General features: G+C 59.4%; 1 protein-coding gene. It reads left to right on the top strand.

The genetic code is table 11. The annotated features are described in order from the left end of the window. The coding region (locus EXE42_RS18790) for a hypothetical protein (protein ID WP_158293742.1) at window positions 1-444 on the top strand (444 nt) is incomplete at its 5' end. Window positions 445-451 lie beyond the last annotated feature (7 nt).

Raw genomic sequence — 451 nt, 5'->3', positions numbered from 1 at the left:
GTTCTCACCGATAGCGACACAACCCTCGACGGCGGCGTCAACGTCACAGACGCCGGCGGCCAGATCACGCTCGATTTCGCGGCAACAGAGATCGCCGGAGGCGTCACGTTAGCTAACGAGAGCCAGGTGAAAATGTCGCTGACGGACGGCTCGGCCGTTGGGTCCGCCGTTGACATCGACACCGAGAGTCAGGTGGACATCGACCTGACCGGCTCTTCGATCGAGGGCGACCTGAACGTCGACACCGAGAGCCAGGTCAAAATCCATCTGACAGATAGCCAAATAGATGGGACAGTGACGGTCGAGTCGGAGAGTCAGGTCGACGTCGTACTGGACCAGTCGTCAGTCACCGGCGATCTCTCGATCTCGACTCCAAGTCAGATCACCGTTTCTGACTGTTCGGCCGTCCAAGGAGAAGTCAGCCCACAGCGGGCGTGTCAATAGGGATCGT

It is taken from the genome of Halorubrum sp. SP3, assembly GCF_005435195.1.
GTDB classification, from domain to species: Archaea; Halobacteriota; Halobacteria; order Halobacteriales; family Haloferacaceae; genus Halorubrum; species Halorubrum sodomense.
Note: the sequence above shows the minus strand (reverse complement) of the source record. Positions and strands in the feature narration are given on the sequence as shown.